Raw genomic sequence first — 21,402 nt, 5'->3', positions numbered from 1 at the left:
CCGAGCGGTCTGAGTCTGAGACGTACGCCCGCAACACGGCGGCCGAGCCCTCCGACTCTGCGACGTACGTCGACCGCACCACGGCCGAGCGGTCTGAGTCTGAGACGTACCTCCGCGACACGGCGGCCAGGCCCTCCGACCCTGCGACGTACGGAGGCAACACGGCGGCCGGGCCTTCTGCGTCTGCGACGTACGTCCGCGACTCCGCAGCCGAGGCTTCTGCACCTCCGGCGCAACGTGACGCTCCAGCGGCCCAGGCGGCCGGGCCTCGCGCGCAGTCGCACGACTCGGCGGGCGACGTTGCGGCGGCCTCCGGGGAGTTCGATGAGTTCGAGGACGACCTCACCGCGGAGATCCCCGTGGTGGCGGACGATTTGTCGGCGGCAGGTGCCGACGCTGCCGCACCGGAGCTGCCTGCGCCGGAGCCTGCGGTGCCTGCGATGCGGTTCGACGTGCCGGTGGATCCGGACGCCGCGGAAGACGAGATCTTTGGGGCTCCGGCGGCTAAAGCTCAGGTGGAGCCTCACCCTCAACCAGAGCCCTGGCCCGAGCCGCAACCCCGTCCCGAGCCCTGGCCCCAACCTGAGCCCCGCCCGGCCCCCTGGCCCGAGCCCGACCCGCACCGCGAGCCGACGCCCGGCCCGTCCCCAGAACCACAGCCAGGCCCGGAGCCCGGCCCCACGCCAGGCCCGATCCCGGGCCCGGAACCCACCCCCTGGCCCCAACCCGAGCCGACTCCTCAGCCGGAACCCAAGCCATGGCCGGAGCCCGAGCCAGAACCGGCCCCACAACCCGAGCCCGAGCCAACCCCCTGGCCGGAGCCGGAGCCGTCCCCGCAGCCAGAACCCATGCCGCGCCCCGAGCCCACCACCCACGCGGCCCGGCACGACACCCCAGACCATCCCGCCGCCCACCTCGAGGACGAGCCCGACTACGACGGCCCAACCCAGCCGACCGCACACGACGCCCCGGCGCGGCCAGGTGCGCACGTGGAGGACGAGGTCACGTACGACGGTCTGAGCCAGGCCGCGGTACGTGAGGAGCCGGCGGCTCGGGTTGACAGGCCCGAGGAATGGTCGCGCAGTGGCGACGCCCCCGCGCCCGCGGAGGATGCGCGGTCGTGGGCCGAGGAGGACAGCTCGGGAAGCCCTGCCACGCAGGCGGCCCGGGTTGAGGGGGCGGACGCGTGGTCCCGCGGTGGGGACGCCCTCGGGCCTGCGGAGGACGCGCGGTCGTGGGCCGAGGACGACAGCTCGGGGAACCCAGGCACGCAGGCGGCTCAGTTCGAGGCGCGCAGCGGCCCAGCAACGCAGCCGGAGCACGCGGCCGGGTTCGAGGACGGGCGCCGGGGCGCCGCAGAGGTGGGGCACGCGGCCGGGTTCGAGGACGCGAGCCGGGCTGCCCCAGGGGTAGAGCAGGCGGCTCGGTTTGACGACGCGCGTGGGTCTGGTGCGAACGTGGTGGACGACTTCGCGTATGGCGGCGCGGGTCGGGGCGCCGTGCGCGAGGAGCCGGCGGGTCGGGCTGAGGAGGCGGGGCGGGGCGGGGCTTATGAGCCTGCGGCTGCGTTTGGGTCGGGGTTTGATGATGATGAGCCGACCGGGTTCATTCCTCTGGTGGAGGAGGATGGGCCGGGGCCGGTGGGGCGGTTGGGGGATGCGGCGGATGTGGCTGCGGCGGTGCGGATGTCCATTCCCGGGTTGGGGTTGGTCGGGACCGACGGGCCGCGGATCGAGGTGCCGCCGGGGTCGATCGAGGAGGCCATGCGGTCCGAGATCGAGCGGCCGAGGCCGCGGCCGCAGGAGTCCGAGGCGTTCAAGGCTCTGCATGCCTGGTGCCGCGCCCGGACCGCGGTCGTGCCCTCCGGGTTCACCATCCAGGTCCAAGTGCTTGATCCGGGCGCTCCGTCGTACCGGTTCGATCTGGAGCCGCCGGACGTGGACGACCCGGAGTTCGGCGCCGACAAGCTGAGCGGGTTGCTCGGCGATCTGTGGATCAGCGAGGCGTCGGGTGAGCAGGGTGGCTGGTTGTTCGCCCGGATCGACGCGGCCGGGCGGACGTTGCGGATCGACCGGTGGTACGACCAGGTGCCCGACTGGTGGGACAATCCGGTGGAGCCGCGGCTCGACGTACACGGTCTGGTCCGGCGGCTGCACGACCGCGGTCCCGAGTGGCAGCCGTCGTACCTGGAGAGGTTGTACACCACCGCGAGATAGCGTGGTCCGCATGCTTCTCAGGATCTTCACCGAACCCCAGCAAGGTGCCTCGTACGACGATCTGCTCGCGGTGGCACGCAAGACCGAAGAGAACGGGTTCGACGCGTTCTTCCGTTCGGACCACTACCTGGCGATGGGCGACACCGACGGTCTGCCCGGCCCGACCGACGCGTGGATCGCGCTGGCCGGGCTGGCGCGTGAGACCAAGCGGATCAAGCTCGGTACGCTCGTCAGCTCCGCGACGTTCCGCAACCCCGGCGTACTCGCGATCACCGTCGCCCAGGTCGACCAGATGAGCGGCGGCCGCGCGGAGCTCGGGCTCGGCGCCGGTTGGTTCGAAGCCGAGCACAAGGCGTACGGGCTCGAGTTCCCGGACACGCCGGGCCGGTTCGACCTGCTCACCGAGCAACTGGAGCTGATCACCGGGCTGTGGGACACGCCGGTGGGGGAGAAGTACAACTTCGCCGGCAAGCACTACCAGCTGACCGACTCCCCGGCGCTGCCGAAGCCGGTCCAGCAGCCGCACCCGCCGATCATCGTCGGCGGTGCGGGCAAGAAGCGTACGCCGTCCCTCGCCGCACAGCACGCGGCCGAGTTCAACGCCGGCTTCCGCTCGGTCGAGGTGACCGACACCCTGTTCAAGCGCGTCCAGGCCGCGTGCGAAGCGATCGGCCGCGACCCCAAGACGCTCGCATTGTCCACCGCCCACACCGTCGTCGTCGGCAAGGACGACGCCGAGGTCAAACAACGCGCCGCAGCCATCGGTCGCGACGTCGAAGAGCTCAAGTCCGGCGCCATCGCCGGCACCCCCGCCGAGGTGGTCGACCGCCTCGGCCAGTTCGCCGCCGTCGGCTCCACCCGCCAATACGTCCAGATCATGGACCTCCAAGACCTGGCCCACCTCGACCTCATAGCCGCCGAAGTCCTCCCCCAGGTCTCCTGAGCAGCACGCCGGGCCGGATGAAGGCTGCCTAAGTCGGAACAACAGAGGAGTTATTCCGACTTAGACCGCCTGAGTCGGAATAACTCCTCCGACCCGGGTACGGCGGTCGGCGCGTCCGTCCGCGAGTTCGCTGCTGGAGTGCGGGGGTGGCTCGATGTCGTGTATCTTGATGTCGAGAGAGTTTTGGGCGAGGTTAGGGGGACCTGACCTCGCGGCCGGGCCGGGCGCTCGGCAGGATGGGCACAGCGGAACAGGACCGGATAGAGGAGCAGGTTGATGGCGAGCGTCGACAGCTTCGGTGCCAAAGGTGCACTCGAGGTCAGCGGACAGTCCTACGAGATCTTCAGGTTGGCGGGAATCGAGGGCGCGGAGACGCTGCCCTACTCGCTCAAGGTGCTGCTGGAGAACCTGCTGCGCACCGAGGACGGTGCGAACATCACCGCCGAGCACATCTCCAAGCTCGGCAACTGGGACCCGAGCGCGGCGCCCGACACCGAGATCCAGTTCACCCCGGCCCGGGTGATCATGCAGGACTTCACCGGTGTGCCGTGTGTGGTCGACCTGGCCACCATGCGCGAGGCGGTCGCCGAGCTGGGTGGTGACCCGACCAAGATCAACCCGCTCGCCCCGGCCGAGCTGGTCATCGACCACTCGGTCATCATCGACGTGTTCGGCCGGCAGGACGCGTTCGAGCGCAACGTCGAGCTGGAGTACGAGCGCAACCGCGAGCGCTACCAGTTCCTCCGCTGGGGCCAGACCGCGTTCGACGAGTTCAAGGTGGTCCCGCCCGGTACCGGCATCGTGCACCAGGTGAACATCGAGCACCTGGCCCGGACCGTGATGGTCCGCAACGGCCAGGCGTACCCGGACACCTGTGTCGGCACCGACTCGCACACCACGATGGTCAACGGCCTCGGCGTCCTCGGCTGGGGTGTCGGCGGTATCGAGGCCGAGGCGGCCATGCTCGGCCAGCCGGTGTCGATGCTGATCCCGAAGGTGGTCGGCTTCAAGCTGACCGGGTCCGTCCCGGCCGGTGCGACCGCGACCGACGTCGTACTGACCATCACCCAGATGCTGCGCAAGCACGGTGTGGTCGGCAAGTTCGTCGAGTTCTACGGTGACGGTGTCGCCGCGGTGCCGCTGGCGAACCGGGCCACGATCGGCAACATGAGCCCCGAGTTCGGCTCCACCTGCGCGATCTTCCCGATCGACGACGTGACGCTGGAGTACCTGCGGCTGACCGGCCGCTCCGACGACGACGTCGCGCTGGTCGAGGCGTACGCCAAGGAGCAGGGCCTGTGGCACAACCCGGCGGTCGAGCCGCGGTTCTCCGAGTACCTCGAGCTCGACCTGTCGACCGTGGTCCCGTCGATCGCCGGCCCGAAGCGGCCGCAGGACCGGGTCGCGCTGAGCGAGGCCAAGGAAGGCTTCCGCGGCGCGCTGGTCGACTACGCCACCGAGGAACTGGACGTCGACCCGTCGGAGACCGGCAGCTTCCCGGCCAGTGACGCGCCGAACGGCCACGGCAACGTGAACGACGAGCCGCACGTGCCGCACGGCAGTGGCAACGGCCGCCCGTCGAAGAAGACCAAGATCAGCCTGAACGGCCAGGAGGTCGAGCTCGACCACGGCCACGTCGTGATCGCCAGCATCACCTCCTGCACCAACACCTCGAACCCTTCGGTGATGCTCGCCGCCGCGCTGCTGGCGAAGAACGCCGTCGACAAGGGCCTGTCCAGCAAGCCCTGGGTGAAGACGTCACTCGCGCCGGGTTCGAAGGTCGTCACCGACTACTACGAGAAGGCCGGCGTCACGCCGTACCTGGAGAAGCTCGGGTTCCACCTGGTCGGCTACGGCTGCACCACCTGCATCGGCAACTCGGGCCCGCTGCCCGAGGAGGTCTCGGCCGGTGTGCAGGAAGCCGACCTGGCGGTCGTCTCGGTGCTGTCCGGCAACCGGAACTTCGAGGGCCGGATCAACCCGGACGTGAAGATGAACTACCTCGCCTCGCCGCCGCTGGTGATCGCCTACGCGCTGGCCGGGACGATGGACTTCGACTTCGAGACCGATGCCCTGGGCAAGGACACCGACGGCAACGACGTGTTCCTGAAGGACATCTGGCCGGCCGCCGACGAGGTCGAGAAGGTGATCGCCTCCTCGATCAACAAGGAGATGTTCACCAAGGACTACGCCGACGTGTTCGCCGGTGACGAGCGCTGGCAGTCGCTGCCGACGCCGGAGGGCAAGACGTTCGCCTGGGACGCGGAGTCGACCTACGTGCGCAAGCCTCCGTACTTCGACGGCATGCCGAAGGACCCGTCGCCGGTCACCGACATCGCCGGCGCGCGGGTGCTGGCCAAGCTGGGCGACTCGGTCACCACCGACCACATCTCCCCGGCCGGTTCGATCAAGGCCGACAGCCCGGCCGGCAAGTACCTGGCCGAGCACGGAGTCGACCGCAAGGACTTCAACTCGTACGGGTCGCGGCGCGGCAACCACGAGGTGATGATCCGCGGCACGTTCGCGAACATCCGGCTGCGCAACCAGATCGCCCCCGGCACCGAGGGCGGGTTCACCCGCGACTTCACCCAGGCCGACGCGCCGGTCACCACGATCTACGACGCTGCGCAGGCGTACGCCGCCGCCGACACGCCGCTGGTGATCCTGGCCGGCAAGGAGTACGGCTCGGGTTCGTCGCGCGACTGGGCGGCCAAGGGTACGGCGTTGCTCGGTGCGAAGGCCGTGATCACCGAGTCGTTCGAGCGCATCCACCGGTCGAACCTGATCGGCATGGGTGTGCTGCCGCTGCAGTACCCGGAGGGTGAGAACGCGGAGTCGCTCGGGCTGACCGGCGAGGAGACGTTCGACATCACCGGCGTCACCGCGCTGAACGACGGCACCATCCCGCGCACGGTCCACGTCAAGGTCACCGCGCCCGACGGGTCGGAGAAGGAGTTCGACGCGGTCGTCCGGATCGACACCCCGGGTGAGGCCGACTACTACCGCAACGGCGGCATCCTGCAGTACGTCCTGCGGTCCCTGATCGCGAGCTGACAGCAACAGAAGTACGGCGTACCCCGGCCCCTCGCCGGAGTACGCCGTACTCGTCTGTGGACTACTTGCAGCCGAGTCCGTCGACGTAGCCGGTCGGCGTCTGGTCCTTGGCGATCAGGTCGGCGTACTCCCAGATCACCTCCGGGTAGTCGCCCTCCTTGTCCATCTCCTTCAGGATCGGCCAGCCAGAGCTGGTCTTCATCGCGGTGACGGCTTCGGTGGCCTTGGCGGTGTCACCGGACTTCTTCGCGGCGGTCCACTGGTCCAGCCACGCGCAGCTGACGGCGCCGGTCACGCGCGCCCCGACCTGGTACCGGTCGTTGACGGTCTGCTGGTAGAGCGGTGCCTTGTCGAACCCGGTCGGCACCGGCAGCCCCTCGAGCATCCCGTCGACGACCTTCTTGTTCTCCTCCGGCTTCACCGCCGATGCCGGCATCGCATCCAGCCATTCCTCGACGCCGACCGGCTTGAGCTTCCCGATCAGCTCCTTGTACGCCGCCTCCGAGCCGACGTCAGCCCGGATCTCGAGGAAGTTCGGCCCCTTCACGGGCAGGATCGTGGTGTAGTCCGTCGTCGTGCCGTACCGGAACATCGTCCCGTTCTGCCCGAGCAACGTGATCGGCTGCTTTGTGTTCCCGTGCGCGCGGTCGGCGAGGAACGAGTCGTAGTACGCCGCCGGCCGCCAGTGCACGTCGAGCTGCTTCTTGCCGTTGGCGAACGACATCTCGCCTTCCGCGGCGGTGAATTCATCCACCCGGCTGACCTTCCAGCCCGGCGCGTCGAGCAGCAGCCGCTGGTTCGCCTCCGCCACCGCGCGGACTTCGGCGCCGTACGCCGAGGCCGGCGCTGCCGGGTTGCCACGCGGGAAGAACACCCCGGTCAGGGCGACGACGATGGCCGCCGCGGCCGCGACGAGCACGAGGGTGCGGCGCCGGCGGTTCGGTCTGAGCTCGGGGGTCGGTGCGGTGGTGGTCACGATCTCCTCCAACAGGTCGGACGCGGCGGCATCGGCCGGCAGTCGCCGGACCGTGTCGTCGCCGAACGGGTTGGCCCGCGCGAGCAGCCGGTCGAGCTCGTGGTCGTTCATCGCTCCTCCTGAACCGGTCGCGCGTGCTGGTCTTCCCGTACATGTCCGTCATCGGCGAAAGCGTCTCCGACCGCTTTGCGCAATCGAGCCCGGGCCCGATGCAGCCTGGTCCGGACCGTGCGCGACGGCAGGCCGAGCACGACAGCGGCCTCGCGGGGACCCAGGCCGTCCCAGGCGGTCAGCATGATGAGCTCGCGATCGTCGTCCGTCAGCTGGGCCAGGCCATCCCGGATCACAGTGGCGGAGTCGGAGAAGGCGGCCGGGTCAGGCGTGACCTCGGCCAGTTGCAGCCGCAGTCGCTCGGCCAGCCGGTCTCGCCGGAGCTGGCCGCGCCGGTGGTTCGCGAGTACGCGGCGCGCCACGCCGTACAGATACAGCCGCGCCGTGTCGTCCGCCGGTACTTCGTCGATCCGGCGCCAGGCCACCAGCATCGTCTCGGCGACGATGTCGGCCGCGTCCTCGGGTGAACCCACCCGCCGGAGCGCATAGCCGAGCAAGGTGCGGAAGTGATTGGCGAATAACTCGCGGAAACGGAGTTCGTGATCCGGAACGGGCCGAAGCTCCACCGGCCTCGGTGGACTCGGCGTGCTCGTCATACCTACTCCATGTCCGGCAGGACGCCGGGCGTTACAGGTCTACTTCTCGATCCGGGGCGTCTGCTGCTCGGCTCCTGTCGTACCAGGGCTTGCGGTCGGTGTGGAGGAGGGCCGAGTCACTGCGGTGAGAGGCGCCTGTGCTCCGAAGATTTCGCTCGGAGACATTTCCCGGTGGGCCGTGGACCTTGATGCTTCCTCGGTAGGCTCTGCGGCAGCTGGCTTGTCGAGGTCTTGTGCCAGTCCGACTACGAGGTCTGCTGTGTCGCGGCCGATTGCGTAGCCCCATTCAGAGGCTGCATCGACCGTGCTGATCGTGACGCGCCGAGCCGACGACTCCCGGCTCCATTCGCGGACGGCCTGCCGGCTCACGTCTCTGTAGACCGCCATCTGGCGCTCTGCCGGCAGCTCCGACAGCAGTCCGGGGTGGCGCTGATCAGCCACCAGCTTGAATGCCTGGCTCCATCGTGATCCCTTGGCCTCCGTGAGCAGGCGGTCGAACACCTCCTCGTGGTCGAGGCCGCTGGCAGCCTGAACACCGTCGACGAAGCCTCTGGCCGCGGCGGTTGTCGTCGTGGAGAAGGGGGTCAGCCGGAAGGGCGTGACCGCGCCCGCCGAGAGACCGTGGCCGGCGATGGCGGTCGCTTCAGGCGGATCGTCGGAGTACGCGTGAGCCATGCCGTTGTCGGACATGACCGCGTGGGTGATCTCGTACGTCCGTTGCTCCGCGAGCGCCATGTCGAGACTGCGCGCACCGGGAGCCAGGACGCTGTCGAGCGACTTGCCAGGCTCGGCGGGAGGTGGGTCGACCGCGGTCTTGCTGCTCTGCCGGAGTGCCTCGTAGATCACGTTGTACGCCGCGTCGCGCGCGGCCCGGGGATACCACCACCGGCCGCCCTGGCCGGCCTGTGCCCGCATCAGCGGACCGATCACGTTCCGCGGGTGCAGGTGGATGGTGCCGTCGAGGTCCGAGCGGCTGCGCTGCCGGGAGAGCGGCGAGAGTACGGCGATGTCGCCATTCCAGCGCTGGGACTCAGTTGCCCCGACCCGGCGCTGGGCCGAGCGGATGAGCCCGGCGACGACCCGGTATTCCTCCGACGACCGATCCAGGAGTGCCATCCTCCGAACCTATCGAGGAGGCCGGGTCAGGCAGGAATTGTCGGCGGCCCGGGTTCTACTGGGGACATGACCGATCGGAAGTCGCCGCGCGAGGTCGTCCGGGCGGCGTGCGCCAAGTACGGCGAGGACACCGTGATCGACTGGTGCATCGCCTTCCTGACCGGGGAGATCTCCGGGGAAGAGGCGTACGGCGCCGACCTGCCGAAGCTCGTGGCGATCACGGGGATGGCCAACCCGGGCGGCTGGTCGCAGCCGGTCGATCCGGTGAACTACTACTGGATCAGGGTCTGGGCCGCCCGCGTCTTCCTGTACGTCTGGCGCGACGACGCCGTCGATGCACTCCGCGCAGTCGCCGACGACCCGGCCTGGCGGGTCCGTGAACACGTCGCCCGCATTACGGCCCAACGCGAGCTCGGTCAGCTGGTCGATTTGCTGGTGCCGTTGCTGGATCACGAGCTGCCACGCGTGCGGGCGGCCGGCGTACGGGCGTTGGGTGCCGCGGGGGAGTACGAGCACCTGAAGGCAGTGCGGGAGTTGCGGGACGACCCGGACATCGCCGTGCGGGCAGCGGTCGAGCGGGCGACGGAACGGCTGGCGATGAAGCTGGATCGGGCAGTCGACGAAGACTCGTGAATCGGTGTCACTCATTGGACACCTGGATGTCAGTCGTTGGCCGCCCGGAGCGGGAACGGTCGGGCCCATGGAAACCTCCCGTAGATCCGTCCTGAAAGCCGGTCTGGCTTCCACTGCGGCCGTCGCCGGCCTGACCACCGCCCTCACCACTCCGACCACCGCCGCCGCGACGCCGGTCCGGCAGAACCCGTTCACGCTCGGCATCGCCAGCGGCGACCCGTGGCCGGACGGGTTCGTGCTGTGGACCCGTCTCGCTGTCGACCCGGTCGCGCCGGACGGCCTCGGCGGCATGCCGAGTCGCGCGTACGCCGTCCAGTGGCAGGTGGCGACCGACGAGCGCTTCCACCACGTGGTCAAGGCCGGTGTCGCCGTCGCGCGGCCGGAGCACGCGCACGCGATCCACGTGACCGTGCAGGGACTGCAGCCCGGCCGCGAGTACTACTACCGCTTTCGCGCCGAGGGCCACGTGTCCACCACCGGCCGGACTCTCACGTCACCCGCCCGCGGTACGACGCCGCGCGAGCTCTCGATGTCGTTCGTCTCGTGCTCCCAGTTCGAGCACGGCTGGTTCACGGCGTACCGGCGGCTGGCTGAGGATCACCCGGACCTCGTCCTCCACCTCGGCGACTACCAGTACGAGTACACGAAGGGCGCGTACGTCGCTCCGGGTGGGAACGTCCGTGATCACGACGGACCGGAGACCACCGACCTGGCGTCGTACCGGCAGCGGCACGCGCAGTACAAGACCGACCTGGACCTGCAGGCGGCGCACGCGGTCGCGCCGTGGCTGGTGGTCTGGGACGACCACGAGCTCGACAACAACTGGGCCGACGAGGTCTACGAGAAGCCGGAGATCCCGCAGCCGGACTTCCTGGCTCGCCGCGCGGCCGCGTTCCAGGCGTACTACGAGAACATGCCGCTGCGCGCGTCGTCGAAGCCGCGGGGGATCGACATGCAGCTGTTTCGGCGGGTCAAGTGGGGTGAGCTGGCAACGTTCCACATGCTCGACACCCGGCAGTACCGCGACGACCAGGGCTGTGGCGACGGCTACAAGGACTGCCCGGCGGCGGTCGACCCGAAGCGCTCGATCACCGGTGAGCGGCAGGAGAAGTGGCTGATCGACGGCTTCCGACGTTCCGAGGCACGCTGGGACATCCTCGGCCAGCAGGTGTTCTTCGCCCAGCGCGACAACAACTCGGGACCGCTGAAGGTGACCTCGATGGATTCGTGGGACGGGTACGTCGCATCCCGCGACCGGATCACCCGCGGCTGGGTCGACGCGCGGGTGCGGAACCCCGTCGTACTGACCGGTGACGTGCACGCGCACTGGGCGTCGGACCTGAAGCTGGACTACGACGACCCGACGTCGCGGACGGTGGGGTCGGAGCTGGTGTGCTCGTCGATCACCAGTGGTGGCGACGGTGCCGACTCGGCGACCGGCTCGCACCCGTGGTTCGCGTGGAACCCGCACCTGCGGTTCCAGAACAACCTCCGCGGCTACGTGAACACCACGATCACCCGCGAGTCCCTGGTCGCCGACTTCCGCACCGTCCGCAAGGTGCAGACGAAGGACGCCGAGGTCTTCACCCGGGCCCAGTTCACCATCGAGGACCGCAAGCCCGGGCTCAACCTGACCGCCGACAACCCGCCGGCCGCAGCGGCCGCGCGCACTCTCGCAGCAGCCGAGACCGACACGGTCGCCTGGGAAACAGTTCGTCCCTAGTCGCCCAGAGCAGCCCGGAGCTTCCCGGCGTACTCCGCTGCTTCGGCGTCGTCGGCGTACTTGGTCCGGGGCCAGAAGAAGCCGCGCAGTCCGTCCCCCTTCGTCCGTGGCACCACGTGCACATGGAGGTGGGGGACGGACTGTGACACCACGTTGTTGACGGCAACAAATGATCCCTGCGCGTCGAACGCCGTACGCACCGCGGCGGCGAGTGAGCGGGCCGCGCCGAACAGGGGCACGCTCAGCTCGTCCGGCAGTTCCACCAGCGTCGGCACATGTTCGCGCGGCACCAGCAGGGTGTGCCCCTTGAACACCGGTCGTACGTCGAGAAATCCGACCACATCTGGAGTTTCCAGGACGATCTGAGCCGGCGTCGTACCGGCGATGATCGAGCAGAACAGACAGTCGGCCATCAGCCCAGCCTCTCGTCCACGAAGCACCAGCGCCACGTCTCACCCGGCTCGAAGCTCCGCATCACCGGATGGCGGCTGGAGTCGAAGTGCTTGCTGGCGTGCTTCATCGGCGACGAGTCACAGCAGCCGACGTGCCCGCAATCCAGGCAGAGTCGCAGGTGGACCCACGTCCCGCCCTCTGCCAGGCACTCCTCGCAGCCCTCCGGCGTGTTCGGGGTCAGCACCATCGGCGCGCTCTCCAGGTGCGTGCAGGCACCACCCGGTGGCGGTGGGACGCGCAGGTCCTCCGACCGCCCACCCACGTCGTCGTCCTCGGCGCGATCCAGCATGGACTCCTCGACGTCGAGCGCGATCTGCGCCCGCTGCAGCACCTCGTCGGCGACCAGGCCGGCGTCGCGGACCTTCAGGATGTGCGCCCGCTCGGCCTCCAGCATCACCATCCGCAACCGGCGGTAAGCCTCACTCGGCGTCTCGTATTCGGTCTCGGGCCGACCGAGTCGCTCCCAGGCGGCCTCGGCCCGCGACTCACCGCGGCGCCGGAGCACCTCGATCACGTCCTGCGGATCGTCTGCTGTCGAGACTTCGTGCAGCTTCTCCATCGCCGCCCGATGAGCTCCTTGCAGTACGGCGGCCTCCTGCAGCGCATCCTCCGCCGGATCCGGGCCGGGCAGGCGCAGACGTCGTACCAGCCAGGGAAGGGTCGAGCCCTGCAGCAGCAGCGTGCCCGCGGTGACGGCCAAGGCGATGAAGACCAGGACCTCGCGATGCGGGGTGTCCTCGGGCAGCGTGAACACGGCCGCCAGCGTGACCACGCCGCGCATACCCGCCCACGAGACGACGACCAGGCTCTGGAAGGAGACCGGCCCGGGCCGGGACCGCCCGAGGACCCGCCGGGACACGAACGTGGTCGGGATGATCCAGATCGGCCGCAGCAGGACGACGGCTGCGAACACGGCGAGCGTGGCGGCGGCGATCAGCCAGCCCGGCAGCGGGCTCTCGGCCAGGTCGTCGAGGATCCACCTGGTCTGCAGGCCGATCAGCAGGAAGACGGTGTTCTCCAGCAGGAACTGGAACGTCCGCCAGTTGGTCCGCTCCGACATCCGCGACTTGGCCGACTGGATGATCGGCGCCTTGTGGCCGAGCAGCAGGCCGGTGACGACCACGGCCAGTACGCCGGACGCGTGGACGTAGTGGTTCTCCGCCGCGATGTAGGCGATGAACGGCGCGGTCAGGCTGAGCGTGGTGTCGAGCACCGGGTCGGTGAAGCGCCGACGGACCTTGGCCAGCACGATCGCCACGATCAGGCCGACCAGGACCCCACCACCGGCCGCCCGGAGGAAGTCGAGCCCGACGTCGAGGACCGTCGGCGTGACGGCCGCGGCGGCGATCGCCGTACGCAGGCAAACCAGGGCGGTCGCGTCGTTGACCAGGCTCTCGCCCTCGAGGATCGTGACCACGCGGCGGGGGAGACCGACGCGTTTGGCGATCGCCGTCGCGGCGACGGCATCCGGCGGCGCGACCACGGCGCCGATCGCGAAGGCGGCCCAGAACGGCAGCGGCTCCTGGCCCATCCCTTCGGCGACCGCGCCGAGCAGCCACCAGGCGACCAGACCGACGCCGAGCGCGGTGAACGCGACCAGGCCGACTGAGAGCAAGCCGATCGAACGCCGGTGCTTGGTGAAGTCGACCAGGCTGGTCCTGATCGCCGCGGCGTACAGGAGCGGCGGCAGGAAGCCGACCAGGACGACCTCGGGCTCGAGCTCGACCCGCGGGACGAACGGGAGGTACGACGCGGCGACCCCGATGACCACGAGGAACAGAGGGGCCGAGATGCCGAGCCGCCGGGCCAGTGCGGCCCCGGCCGCCACCACGGCGACGAGGGCCACGACCTCGATCGCGATTTCCACGGAGCACAGTCTCGCAGCTTCGGCCCCTTGGTTCGCCCACAGCGGAGCCGGGAGCTGGTCAGCGTGCGCGCGGTCGTCTAGCGTGTGCGCAGCGGGATTCGTCGATCACGGGGAGTGACTGATGCGTCGTCGTGTGGCCGCCCTGGCCGGTGTGCTCGGGCTACTGGTTTCCTCGTTGGTCGCCGTACCTGCTGCCGCCGTCACGGGGTGCGTGGCGTCCGTGCCCGAGCCTGGTACGACGACACCGGTGCGGATCTGTTATTCGCTCTTCAAACCCGCCGGCGCGTCTGCGGCGCATCCGGTCCCGTTGATCCTGCACAGTCATGGCTGGGGCGGCAGCCGGACCAAGGACCCGGCGGCCTTCAAGTCCTGGCTCGACGCGGGCTTCGGCGTGCTCAGCTTCGACCAGCGCAGCTTCGGCGACAGCACCGGCGTCGCGCACGTGATGAACCCCGACTTCGAGGGCCGGGACGTGATCAAGCTGGTCGACCTCGTGGCCGGCCTGGACTGGGTGACCAAACAACGGCCTGGCGATCCGCTGATCGGTGCGATCGGCGGATCGTACGGCGGTGGGTTCCAGTTCGCCGGTGCGTTCACCGAGCTGCGGGACAGCGGCCGGACCAGGTTCGACGCACTAGCTCCTGAGGTGACCTGGTGGGACCTCAAGCAGAGCCTCGCCCCGGACGAGGCCGCGCGGACGATGTGGCTGTCTTTGCTGTACGCCGGTGGCGGCACGCATCTTCCACCTGAGGTCTCGGCGGCGTTCGTCGTACTGATCGCCACCGGAGCGTGGCCGCCCGGGAAGGCCGGTCGGGATTTGGATGCGTTCTTCGCCAGGAACGGACCGGCCTGGCATGTCGCGCAGGGGCGGAAACTGGACATCCCGGTGCTGTTCGGTCAAGGGATCTCGGACAACCTGTTCAACCTCAACCAGGGGCTCGCGAACTTCGAGCGGGCGCTGACCCCACGGGCCCGGGCGCGGTCGATCTTCGTCGGTTACAACGGCGGTCACACGCTGCCGAGTGTGCTGCCGCCCGGTTTCGCCACCCCGGGCGATCCGTGTTCGATCGCGTTGGGATCGGCCGGCTTCTCCGGCCTCGCGCTGCGCTTCATGTCCACCAAACTGTTGGGCAAGGCAACGGCTCTCTCGGGGTACGGCGGCTATCACCTGGCGACCGCGGACGGTCGTTGCCTGACGCAACAGAGCCTGGCCGCGAACGCCCGCTACAAGCTCGGCAAGATCCTCGTTCCGACCGGCGCCGGGTTGCCGCTCAACCTCAAGGTCGCGACTGGACCGCTGACCGTGGCGGGCGTGCCGCGGCTGAACGCTGACGTCTATACCTTGCTACCGGACGCGGGCGCCTTCTTCGCTTTGAGCGTCGGGACGAATCCCCTCACTGCGAAGGTCGTGCAGAACAACACGATGCCGCTGCGGGAGAAGCGGGTGGTGAAGGGGGAGCGGCGATCGATCGAGTTGCCGGCGGTCGCTGTCGACGTACCGGCCGGGAAGAACCTCTACCTCACCGTCACCCCGGTCGCCGACATGTTCGCCGGCCAGCGCGGACCGCTGCCCGGGGCGCTACTGCTGAAGGACGCGACGCTGAGCGTTCACCGGACTCTGTCGAGATAGGTCTTGTAGACGGTCAGGAACGGTTCCTCGGTGGTGACCGCGTCGGCCAGCCGGTCGCACGTCGCCTGGGCGGTCTCGATCACGTCGGCCGAGTAGCCGTACTTGACCTGGTGCTCTGCGAACTCGTCCTCGTCGTCGATGATGACCGACCCGTCGCGCTTCTTGATCACGTCCAGGTCGAGATCGACCATCGTGAACACGTCCTCGCCGAACTCCACCGGAGTGGTGATGTCGCAGTAGATCTCCGTCGACCGCGGCTCGTCGTTGAAGATCGCGGTGAACCACTGGTCCCGCGGGAACAACTGCACATGCGCCTGCGAATGCGTCACCTCGGGCTCAGACCCCCGCTGCGACACCGAATCAGCCGGCGCCCCCAGCCACACCCCGAACTCGTCCTCCCCCAAATACCGCATCCACTGATGCCAATGCAGCTTCTCGTCGTACTTCCGATACACCACCCGGACATCACGCATAACCCCCAACCTATCCCGCCGGGGTGCTACCACCGCCGGATGTCAAAAGCTGCAATTCTTCGCGGAGGGGTGGATCGGGCGCGGGTGGGGGTTGAGCATGGTTCGGTCGCGGCCTGTTGGTGGCGGCTTGATCGGCCCTCGTCGGCTCAGGGGGGCTCCTAGCCGGTGGGGGCCGATTGCTGTCTTCAGTTGGTGAGGGCTCGGGTCTGGTCGAGGTACGGCTTGTAGGCGGTGGTGAAGGGTTCTGTGGTGGTGATGTGGGTGGCCAGCCAGGCGCAGGTGGCTTGGGCGGTGGCTACTACCTGGGGTGGGTAGTTGTACTTCACCTGGTGGGCGTGGAACTCGTCCTCGTCCATGACGCGCACGCTGCCGTCGCGCATCAGGCGGATGTCGAGGTCCAGGTCGACAGCGGTGACTGTGTCGACGCCGAACTCCGCGGGCATGGTGATGTCGCAGTAGATGCGCGTCTTGTGCGGGTCGTCGTTGAACAGGGCGCTCCACCACTTGCCGTGCGGGAAGAGGCGGACGCGGTGGTGGTCGATGGTGGTCCAGCTGCCGTCGGCGCGCTGGCCGCGGGTACCGGGCACCGAGCCGACCCACAGGCCGTGCTCGTCCTCGCCGAGCCGGACTGCTTCCACCAGGCGATGCGGCTGTCCGTCGTACTTCCGGAACAGCGTCCTCACCATTTCCATGCCGATTACTGTAGGTGAAGACCGAACCAATCGAGCCCAGGGGACGTCTTGGAGTGTGAGATTCGTCCGGGGGCACTGGTGAGTTCGGAAACCGGGCGGCGGGTGCATAGACTCAAGCATTCGAGGACGACCTGCGGGAGGAGCTCGATGCGCGTGCTGGAGACGGTCGGAGGGCCGGCGGACCTCAAGAAGCTGACCGGTCAGCAGCTCACCGATCTCGCGGCCGAGATCCGGGACGTGCTGGTCGAGACGGTGTCACGCACCGGCGGCCACCTGGGGCCGAACCTGGGCATGGTCGAGATCACGCTGGCGATGCACCGGGTGTTCGACTCGCCCCGGGACCGCCTCGTCTATGACACCGGTCACCAGACGTACGTGCACAAGTTGCTGACCGGCCGGGCGCCGAAGTTCGACACGCTCCGTCAGCAGGGCGGCCTGAGTGGGTACCCGAGCCAGGCCGAGTCCGAGCACGACCTCGTCGAGAACAGCCACGCCTCGACCGCTCTGTCGTACGCCGACGGCCTGGCCAAGGCGTACCGGCTGCGCAAGGAGGACCGCCATGTCGTTGCGCTGATCGGCGACGGCGGCCTGACCGGCGGGATGGCCTGGGAGGCGCTGAACAACATCGCCGCCGCCAAGGACCTGAAGCTCGTCATCATCGTCAACGACAACGGCCGTTCCTACAGCCCGACGGTCGGCGGCCTGGCCACCCACCTGACCAGCCTGCGCACCAACCCGCGGTACGAGAAGATCCTCGACCTGATCAAGAAGAACCTCGGCCGTACGCCGTATGTCGGCCCGCCGATGTACGAGGTGCTGCACGGGGTGAAGAAGGGCCTGAAGGACCTGCTCGCCCCGCAGGGCATGTTCGAGGATCTCGGCCTCAAGTACGTCGGTCCCGTCGACGGGCACGACCGTCAGGCGATGGAGGACGCGCTCCGCAACGCGAAGGCGTTCGGCGGTCCGGTGATCGTGCACGCGGTGACCCAGAAGGGCTTCGGGTACGCCGCCGCCGAGCAGGACGAGGAAGACAACTTCCACCAGGTCCGCCCGGCCAACAAGCCGCGCGGCTGGACCGACGTGTTCGCCGACGAGCTGATCCGGATCGGTCACCGCCGCCCGGACGTGGTCGCGATCACCGCGGCGATGCTGCACCCGACCGGACTGGCGCCGTTCGCGCAGGAGTTCCCGGACCGGATCTTCGACGTCGGCATCGCCGAGCAGCACGCGGTCACGAGCGCGGCCGGCCTGGCGATGGGCGGTCTGCACCCGGTGGTTGGCCTCTACGCGACGTTCCTCAACCGGGCGTTCGACCAGCTGCTGCTCGACGTCGCGCTGCACAAGTGCGGCGTCACCTTCGTGCTCGACCGCGCGGGTGTCACCGGTGACGACGGCGCGAGCCACAACGGCATGTGGGACATGTCGATCCTGCAGGTCGTCCCCGGGCTCCGGCTCGCCGCGCCGCGCGACGGCAAGCGGCTGGAGGAGCTGCTGAACGAGGCGGTCGACGTCTCCGACGCCCCGACCGTACTGCGGTATGCCAAGGGCGAGGTGTTCCCGGACATCGACGCGATCGACCGGATCGGCGACCTCGACGTCCTCGAGCGCTCCGGCACCGACGTACTGCTGGTCGGGATCGGCTCGATGGCGGCGACCGCGCTGGACGTGGCGCAGCGGCTCGAGGCGCAGGGCTTCGGCGTGACCGTGGTCGACCCGCGGTGGGTCAAGCCGGTCGACCCGAAGCTGGTCGAGCTGGCGGCGAAGTTCAAGTTCGTCGTCACCATCGAGGACAACGGCCGGGCCGGTGGTTGCGGGTCGATGATCGCGCAGGCGCTCCGCGACGCCGGGGTGACGACACCGGTCCGCGATTTCGGCATCCCGCAGCAGTTCCTGGATCACGCCAAGCGTCCCGCCGTACTGCAGGAGATCGGGCTGACCGGCCAGGAGTTGGCCCGGGACATCACCGAGCTGATCGCGCAGCACTCCGGTGACGCGCTGAACGAGCCCGACCCGGCGAGCGGCCGGCCGGGCGGCGCCTGAGCCGCCCCGCATGACCGGGTCGGGGCGGCACTCGTCGCCCCCGAGACACTCGTCGCCATCGGGAAGACGGCATGCCGCGGCCAAGGGCACCCGGGTCTGGCCGCTGCTGCTGTCCCTGGTGCTTGTCACCGTGGCGGTCGCCGGCGGTCTCGCTCTGCACGAGTCGAGCCACCGCGCTGACGGCGCCGACCAGGCGACGCCGAATACGCCGGACATCGACCTGGCCGCCCGTGCCGCGGCAGTGGATCTGGTGCTCAGGAAGCGCGCCCAGGCCGTGCTCCAGGACAACCCGACGGCCTTTCTCGCCGACGTCGATCCGGGGAACAAGAGCCTCGTCGCCCGGCAGCGCACCCTGTTCGCGAACCTGCGCCAGTTCGGCTTCGCCCGGCTCGTCTACCAGCAGCTGAGCCAGCAGTACGACGAAGCCGTCACGCAGAAGTACGGCCCGTCGACGTACTTGGTCGCGATCGCGATGACGTACCAGATCCGCGGCATCGACGCCGTACCCGTCCGGGCGATGCTCGGGTACACGTTCACCGAGCGGCCGAACGGCGGCTGGATGCTGGTGTCGGATACCGACCTCGACAAGCGGCTGCCACGCGGTTCGCATCAGGAGGCGTGGGACACCGGCGACGTATTGGTCAAGCGCGGCCCTCGGGTCCTCGTGGTCGTCGAGAAGGGTCAGGACCAGCTCGCGAACAGCCTGCTGGGCAAGGCGAGCAGCGCGGTGAAAGCGGTGACCAAGAGCTGGCCGGGTGGCTGGAACGGTGCCGGCGTGGTGATCGCCCTCGACGACAAGGTGGTCCGCGGCGCCGACTACAGCGCACCGAAGAACGCCGAGGACGCGATCGCGATGGCGACCTGGGTGTACCGCACGCTGCCCGGTGAGGTCTCCGGCGACGGCCAACGGGCCGACTCGTACGTCGTCATCAACCCGCGCAACCGCTCGAAGGTCGACGCCCGCACGTTGGCCCACGAGTTCACCCATGTCGCGACCGCCCCGTACGGCGCCCATGCACCACGCTGGCTGGTCGAAGGTGCGGCGACGTACGTCGAGTTCCTGCCGATGGATGGTGCGAAGAACCTCGCGCTGGACCAGTACCGGCAGGAGGTCCGGACGAAGTACCTGATGAAGGCGAAGAGCCTGCCGGCCGACGCGGTGTTCTTCGAGCAGTCCGACAGCTCGTACCCGCTGGCCTGGCTGGCCGTCGCGTACCTCTTCGAACGCTTCGGTGGGACCGAGGTCGGCACGCTGTACCAGGAGATGGCGGCTCTCGGTTCGACCCAGGCCGAGCGGGACCGGATCATGCTCGAGCACGTCGGGATGACCGAGGCCGGCCTCTTCGAGGCCCTCAAGGCCGCCGCCGCGTGACGGCGTGTCGGTGGTGGAATCCGGGGAACCGAGTAGGGTAGCCGGGCTGTAGCAGACGGGTACTCGGAGGAACGACCCGACGTGAGTGTGACCATCCCTAGCGCCGAACCGCCAGGCGCTCAGGTTCCGCCCCATGGGCCCCGGCGCTGGCTCGGGTTGCTGGTCGCGGTTGCGCTCGTCTCGGGCGGCGTGGTCTACACCGTTGAAGACCGGGAACGGGATGCCCGGGCCAGGCCCACCACGACGTTGGCCTCGCCGGGCCCGAACCAGGCCACCAAACCGTCGAAGACCGCCGCCGCGATCGCCGCTCGCCGGGTTGCCATCGACACGATCCTGATCCGCCGGGCCCAGGCGGTGCAGTCCGTCAACGAAGCGTTGTTCCTGCAGGACATCGACCCGGCCGACCGGGCGCTGCGGGCCGAGCAGAAGGTGCTGTTCGCGAACCTGGTCGAGATGGGCTTCGCCGAGCTCGGCTACAGCCAGGCCGAGGAGCGCTTCGACCCGGCCGTGGCCAAGTCTCACGGGCGTACGACGTACCTCGTGCGCATCCTGATGCGGTACCAGATCCCCAAGGTCGACCTGACCCCGGTCACCACCGAGCTCGGCTACACGTTCATCAACGTCCGAGGCCGCTGGGTGATCACGGACGACGACGACCTCGACAAGGACCTCGGGCCGGGCGCGCACCAGGAGGCGTGGGACCTCGGCCGGATCGAGGTGTACCGGGGTGCGCGGGTGCTCGCGGTGGTGGAGAAGGGTGACACGAAGCGCGGACGGGCGATCGTCAACGAGGCGACCGAGGCGCTTGCCCAGGTGACGGAGTACTGGCCGCGGAAGTGGCGCGGTTCGGTGTTGGTGATCGCACTCGACGAGACCGACGTACGGGATGCGCGGTTTGCCGACGAGGACATCGAGTCGGCCGCGAGCGCGGGGTCGACGTTCTCCTCGCTGCCTGGTCAGGACACGGCCGACGGCACCGTGGCAGGCGCGTACATCGTGATCAACCCGAATGAACGCGACCGGGTCGACGAGATCCTGCTGTCGCACGAGATCACCCACGTGGCCACCGCGGACCTCGGCGGCTACGAACCACTTTGGCTGGCCGAAGGTGCGGCCGAGTACGTGTCGTGGCGGGGGATCGAGGCGATCAGCGGCCCGGGTGAAGTCGGCAAGTGGGAGCAGGAGGTCATCGACGACGCCCTGCCGGTGCTGGCCTCGCTGCCGAGTGACGCCGGTTTCTACCAGAACAGCGCCGACGTGTACGGCGTCAGTTGGCTCGCCGTACGCTTCCTGGTCCAGCGGATCGGACTCGACAAGGTCGAGGAGCTGTACGAGGACATGGCGATGCACGGCATCGACCAGGCCTCCCGGGACCGCATCCTCCTCAGCCGCAGCGGCCTCACCGAAGTGACCCTGTGGACCTCATTGAAGACCTACCAGCCGCAACGCTGAGTGGCGGTTTGACCTCGCGTTGTCAGAGGGGCAATCTCGATTGGGTTCCGTCCAA

The 21,402-nt window shown here is 69.0% G+C and carries 16 protein-coding genes; 9 read left to right on the top strand and 7 right to left on the bottom strand.

Annotated features, from left to right (window positions below; all coding sequences use genetic code 11):
• Positions 1–848 precede the first annotated feature (848 nt).
• The 3 genes from V9K99_RS17725 to acnA all read left to right on the top strand — a co-directional run bounded on the left by V9K99_RS17725 (position 849) and on the right by acnA (position 6,213).
• Positions 849–2,216, top strand: a complete 1,368-nt coding sequence (locus tag V9K99_RS17725; RefSeq protein WP_336999812.1) for a hypothetical protein — start codon at positions 849–851, stop codon at positions 2,214–2,216.
• A gap of 10 nt (positions 2,217–2,226) precedes the next feature.
• Positions 2,227–3,159, top strand: a complete 933-nt coding sequence (locus tag V9K99_RS17720) for an LLM class F420-dependent oxidoreductase (protein WP_336999814.1) — start codon at positions 2,227–2,229, stop codon at positions 3,157–3,159.
• A 276-nt stretch (positions 3,160–3,435) separates the two neighbouring features.
• Positions 3,436–6,213: an aconitate hydratase AcnA gene (gene acnA / locus V9K99_RS17715; protein WP_336999816.1), complete on the top strand. Its 2,778-nt coding sequence runs from the start codon at positions 3,436–3,438 to the stop codon at positions 6,211–6,213.
• Between the two features lie 61 nt (positions 6,214–6,274).
• Here the strand turns inward: acnA and V9K99_RS17710 are convergent, their stop codons facing one another.
• The 3 genes from V9K99_RS17710 to V9K99_RS17700 are packed head-to-tail and all read right to left on the bottom strand — an operon-like array spanning position 6,275 to position 9,012.
• Positions 6,275–7,300, bottom strand: coding sequence for a hypothetical protein (locus V9K99_RS17710; protein ID WP_336999818.1), 1,026 nt, complete (start codon positions 7,298–7,300; stop codon positions 6,275–6,277).
• On the bottom strand, positions 7,297–7,896 hold the full coding sequence (locus V9K99_RS17705) for an RNA polymerase sigma factor (RefSeq protein ID WP_336999820.1): 600 nt from the start codon (positions 7,894–7,896) through the stop codon (positions 7,297–7,299). Before V9K99_RS17705 ends, V9K99_RS17710 begins: the two co-directional genes overlap by 4 nt.
• A 39-nt stretch (positions 7,897–7,935) precedes the next feature.
• Positions 7,936–9,012, bottom strand: coding sequence for a hypothetical protein (locus V9K99_RS17700; RefSeq protein WP_336999822.1), 1,077 nt, complete (start codon positions 9,010–9,012; stop codon positions 7,936–7,938).
• Positions 9,013–9,078: 66 nt separating this feature from the next.
• On the opposite strand from V9K99_RS17700, the gene V9K99_RS17695 reads away from it, so the two are divergent.
• Both V9K99_RS17695 and V9K99_RS17690 read left to right on the top strand, forming a co-directional pair.
• The gene (locus tag V9K99_RS17695) at positions 9,079–9,645 is read left to right on the top strand and encodes a HEAT repeat domain-containing protein (RefSeq protein ID WP_336999824.1); all 567 of its coding nucleotides are present in this window, start codon (positions 9,079–9,081) and stop codon (positions 9,643–9,645) included.
• A 67-nt stretch (positions 9,646–9,712) separates the two neighbouring features.
• On the top strand, positions 9,713–11,368 hold the full coding sequence (locus V9K99_RS17690) for an alkaline phosphatase D family protein (protein WP_336999826.1): 1,656 nt from the start codon (positions 9,713–9,715) through the stop codon (positions 11,366–11,368).
• Here V9K99_RS17690 and V9K99_RS17685 read toward each other — a convergent pair.
• Positions 11,365–11,781: an HIT family protein gene (locus V9K99_RS17685; protein ID WP_336999827.1), complete on the bottom strand. Its 417-nt coding sequence runs from the start codon at positions 11,779–11,781 to the stop codon at positions 11,365–11,367. The genes V9K99_RS17690 and V9K99_RS17685 overlap by 4 nt on opposite strands.
• Complete coding sequence (locus tag V9K99_RS17680) at positions 11,781–13,688, bottom strand: Na+/H+ antiporter (RefSeq protein WP_336999829.1); 1,908 nt, start codon at positions 13,686–13,688, stop codon at positions 11,781–11,783. The genes V9K99_RS17685 and V9K99_RS17680 overlap by 1 nt, the downstream gene beginning before the upstream one ends.
• A gap of 121 nt (positions 13,689–13,809) precedes the next feature.
• Between V9K99_RS17680 and V9K99_RS17675 the strand changes: the two genes are divergently transcribed.
• The gene (locus V9K99_RS17675; protein ID WP_336999831.1) at positions 13,810–15,318 is read left to right on the top strand and encodes a CocE/NonD family hydrolase; all 1,509 of its coding nucleotides are present in this window, start codon (positions 13,810–13,812) and stop codon (positions 15,316–15,318) included.
• Here V9K99_RS17675 and V9K99_RS17670 read toward each other — a convergent pair.
• Both V9K99_RS17670 and V9K99_RS17665 read right to left on the bottom strand, forming a co-directional pair.
• Positions 15,297–15,791 carry a DUF402 domain-containing protein gene (locus V9K99_RS17670; RefSeq protein WP_336999832.1) on the bottom strand — a complete coding sequence of 165 codons (495 nt, stop codon included), beginning with the start codon at positions 15,789–15,791 and terminating at the stop codon, positions 15,297–15,299. The genes V9K99_RS17675 and V9K99_RS17670 overlap by 22 nt on opposite strands.
• Positions 15,792–15,976: 185 nt before the next feature.
• Positions 15,977–16,483 carry a DUF402 domain-containing protein gene (locus tag V9K99_RS17665; RefSeq protein ID WP_336999834.1) on the bottom strand — a complete coding sequence of 169 codons (507 nt, stop codon included), beginning with the start codon at positions 16,481–16,483 and terminating at the stop codon, positions 15,977–15,979.
• 147 nt (positions 16,484–16,630) lie between these two features.
• Here V9K99_RS17665 and dxs point away from each other — a divergent pair, with 147 nt between their 5' ends.
• From dxs to V9K99_RS17650, 3 genes are all read left to right on the top strand, one after another.
• Positions 16,631–18,523: a 1-deoxy-D-xylulose-5-phosphate synthase gene (gene dxs / locus V9K99_RS17660; protein ID WP_336999836.1), complete on the top strand. Its 1,893-nt coding sequence runs from the start codon at positions 16,631–16,633 to the stop codon at positions 18,521–18,523.
• Between the two features lie 10 nt (positions 18,524–18,533).
• On the top strand, positions 18,534–19,895 hold the full coding sequence (locus V9K99_RS17655; protein ID WP_336999838.1) for a hypothetical protein: 1,362 nt from the start codon (positions 18,534–18,536) through the stop codon (positions 19,893–19,895).
• A gap of 81 nt (positions 19,896–19,976) precedes the next feature.
• The gene (locus V9K99_RS17650) at positions 19,977–21,347 is read left to right on the top strand and encodes a hypothetical protein (protein WP_336999840.1); all 1,371 of its coding nucleotides are present in this window, start codon (positions 19,977–19,979) and stop codon (positions 21,345–21,347) included.
• The last annotated feature ends 55 nt before the right edge of the window (positions 21,348–21,402 follow it).

Source organism: Kribbella sp. CCNWLW201, from assembly GCF_037203805.1.
Lineage (GTDB): Bacteria > Actinomycetota > Actinomycetes > Propionibacteriales > Kribbellaceae > Kribbella.
This window is presented reverse-complemented; position numbering and strand designations above follow the sequence as displayed.

Coding starts and splice junctions, on each gene's coding strand:
- V9K99_RS17655 (WP_336999838.1), top strand. CDS start 18,534: ATGACCGGGTCGGGGCGGCACTCGTCGCCCCCGAGACACTCGTCGCCA.
- V9K99_RS17705 (WP_336999820.1), bottom strand. CDS start 7,896: ATGACGAGCACGCCGAGTCCACCGAGGCCGGTGGAGCTTCGGCCCGTT.
- V9K99_RS17720 (WP_336999814.1), top strand. CDS start 2,227: ATGCTTCTCAGGATCTTCACCGAACCCCAGCAAGGTGCCTCGTACGAC.
- V9K99_RS17665 (WP_336999834.1), bottom strand. CDS start 16,483: ATGGAAATGGTGAGGACGCTGTTCCGGAAGTACGACGGACAGCCGCAT.
- V9K99_RS17685 (WP_336999827.1), bottom strand. CDS start 11,781: ATGGCCGACTGTCTGTTCTGCTCGATCATCGCCGGTACGACGCCGGCT.
- acnA (WP_336999816.1), top strand. CDS start 3,436: ATGGCGAGCGTCGACAGCTTCGGTGCCAAAGGTGCACTCGAGGTCAGC.
- V9K99_RS17700 (WP_336999822.1), bottom strand. CDS start 9,012: ATGGCACTCCTGGATCGGTCGTCGGAGGAATACCGGGTCGTCGCCGGG.
- V9K99_RS17675 (WP_336999831.1), top strand. CDS start 13,810: ATGCGTCGTCGTGTGGCCGCCCTGGCCGGTGTGCTCGGGCTACTGGTT.
- V9K99_RS17670 (WP_336999832.1), bottom strand. CDS start 15,791: ATGCGTGATGTCCGGGTGGTGTATCGGAAGTACGACGAGAAGCTGCAT.
- V9K99_RS17695 (WP_336999824.1), top strand. CDS start 9,079: ATGACCGATCGGAAGTCGCCGCGCGAGGTCGTCCGGGCGGCGTGCGCC.
- V9K99_RS17725 (WP_336999812.1), top strand. CDS start 849: ATGCCGCGCCCCGAGCCCACCACCCACGCGGCCCGGCACGACACCCCA.
- dxs (WP_336999836.1), top strand. CDS start 16,631: ATGCGCGTGCTGGAGACGGTCGGAGGGCCGGCGGACCTCAAGAAGCTG.
- V9K99_RS17710 (WP_336999818.1), bottom strand. CDS start 7,300: ATGAACGACCACGAGCTCGACCGGCTGCTCGCGCGGGCCAACCCGTTC.
- V9K99_RS17690 (WP_336999826.1), top strand. CDS start 9,713: ATGGAAACCTCCCGTAGATCCGTCCTGAAAGCCGGTCTGGCTTCCACT.